At 61.9% G+C, this 1,928-nt stretch carries 2 protein-coding genes; one reads left to right on the top strand and one right to left on the bottom strand.

Translation table 11 applies throughout. The features are described 5' to 3' along the window. A partial coding sequence (gene waaC, locus ENZ74_RS30600) for a lipopolysaccharide heptosyltransferase I (RefSeq protein ID WP_127313249.1) occupies positions 1–910 on the top strand: 910 nt, incomplete at its 5' end. 239 nt (positions 911–1,149) lie between these two features. Here the strand turns inward: waaC and greA are convergent. Then, positions 1,150–1,623 carry a transcription elongation factor GreA gene (gene greA, locus ENZ74_RS30595; RefSeq protein ID WP_013530066.1) on the bottom strand — a complete coding sequence of 158 codons (474 nt, stop codon included), beginning with the start codon at positions 1,621–1,623 and terminating at the stop codon, positions 1,150–1,152. Between the last annotated feature and the right edge of the window lie 305 nt (positions 1,624–1,928).

The raw sequence follows: 1,928 nt of genomic DNA, 5'->3' as shown, positions 1-1,928 counted from the left end.
GGATGCCCGTCGCCACCGCCCGGACCTGACCTTCGACTGGTGCGTCGAAGAGGCATTCGCCGGAATCGTCGCGCTTCACCCGGCGATCGACAAGATTCATACGGTGGCGATCCGGCGCTGGCGCAAGGCGCTGCTTGACGGCGCCACCTGGCGCGAGGCGGCCGCCCTGCGCCGCACCTTGCGCAATTGCCGCTACGATCTGGTCATCGACGCGCAAGGCCTGCTGAAATCGGCCCTGGTGGCAAGACAGGCGGGCTCACCCATTGCCGGCTTCGACCGTTCGAGCGCGCGCGAACCCTCGGCGACGCTGTTCTACGATGCCACGTATGCCGTCCCGCGCGATCTCCACGCCATCGAACGGACGCGGCGGTTGTTTGGCCTGGCGCTCGCCTATCAGCCCGATCTTTCGACGCTGGACTCCGGCATCGTGCCGCCCGCCGGCACCCTGGCGGGCACTTCTGGAAAAACCGCCTTCCTGCTGCACGGAACCAGCCGCGAAGACAAGAAATGGCCGGCCGAAGACTGGATCGGAACCGCCCACCTCCTGATTGAGCGGGGGATGACGCCGGTCACGACCTGGTCGAACGAGCGTGAGAAAACCGTGGCCGAGGCAATCGCAGGCGCCGTGCCGTCAACGATCGTGGTACCGAAATCGCCGCTGTCCGAAATCGCCGCGACTATCGGCGGCTCGACGCTGGTTATCGGCGCCGACACCGGGCTGACCCATCTTGCCAGTGCCTTTGGCCTGCCGACGGTCGCAATTTTCCTGGCAACAGAGCCGGGTCTGACCGGCCCGCGCGGACGCTACGCATCGACACTGCTGGCCTCGCATGGGGGGCGTGTTGTGCCGGTGCAGGTAGTGGCGGAAGCAGAAAAGCTATTGGCACTTAAACTACAAGCGCCGGCATAGGACCTTTCAGAATTCGCTCTGGCGAGTCGAATAGCGTGGTTCTTCGAGAACCGGAGCGGCGCGTACTTAAAGTACGTGAGCACCGGAAGCGCAGAAAACCGCCCGCGCATGCCCCCGAAAATCGTAATTGATTTTCGGAAAGGGATCATGCGCTAACTGAAAATCCTACAGCGTCCTTTGCGCGTCCGAGAGGACGCGCGGCGCTGTAGTCGGCCGCCAGAGTAGAATTATCAAAGGTCCTAGATGAACTGCACCTGGACGATCTCATACCCCCTGGCGCCGCCAGGCGCGTTGACCTCGATGGCGTCGCCGACTTCCTTGCCGATGAGCGCACGCGCGATCGGCGAGGAGATCGAGATGCGGCCGGACTTCACGTCCGCCTCCTGGTCGCCGACGATCCGGTAGGTCTTCTTTTCCTCGGTGTCCTCGTCGACCAGCACCACGGTGGCGCCGAACTTGATCTTGTCGCCGCTGAGCTTGCTGACGTCGATCACCTCGGCGCGCGCAATATAATCTTCAAGCTCGTTGACGCGGCCCTCGTTGAGGCTCTGCGCCTCTTTGGCGGCATGATATTCGGCATTTTCGGACAGGTCGCCATGCGAGCGCGCTTCGGAGATCGCCTCGATGATGCGCGGCCGCTCTTCCTGCTGGCGCCAGCGCAGTTCTTCCTTCAATGACGCGAACCCCTCGCCTGTCATCGGGACCTTGTTCATGATGCCTGCCTTTCCTGCTGCCACCCCCGCGTATCGGGGAAAGCCTTGTCGATGGGTACAAAAAGAAAACGGGTCCGGCAGCCTCGAGCTTACGGAACCGTTTCACCGCAATTTCCCTGAATATAGCAATGTCAGCGGGTTTTTCACGCCCAAAAATCGGTTTTGCTAAAATCATCCCCGTTTTCATCAGTCCGGGGCGATGAATGAGACCGGGGGCAACAAAAAACGGCCGCGATCGCTCGCGGCCGCTTGGAAGAGCCCTGGGATCTTTTCAGCTTCTCATGAAATGGTCGATCTGCTCGGCC

It is taken from the genome of Mesorhizobium sp. M7A.F.Ca.CA.002.15.2.1 (assembly GCF_003998715.1).
GTDB lineage: Bacteria > Pseudomonadota > Alphaproteobacteria > Rhizobiales > Rhizobiaceae > Mesorhizobium > Mesorhizobium ciceri.
This window is presented reverse-complemented; position numbering and strand designations above follow the sequence as displayed.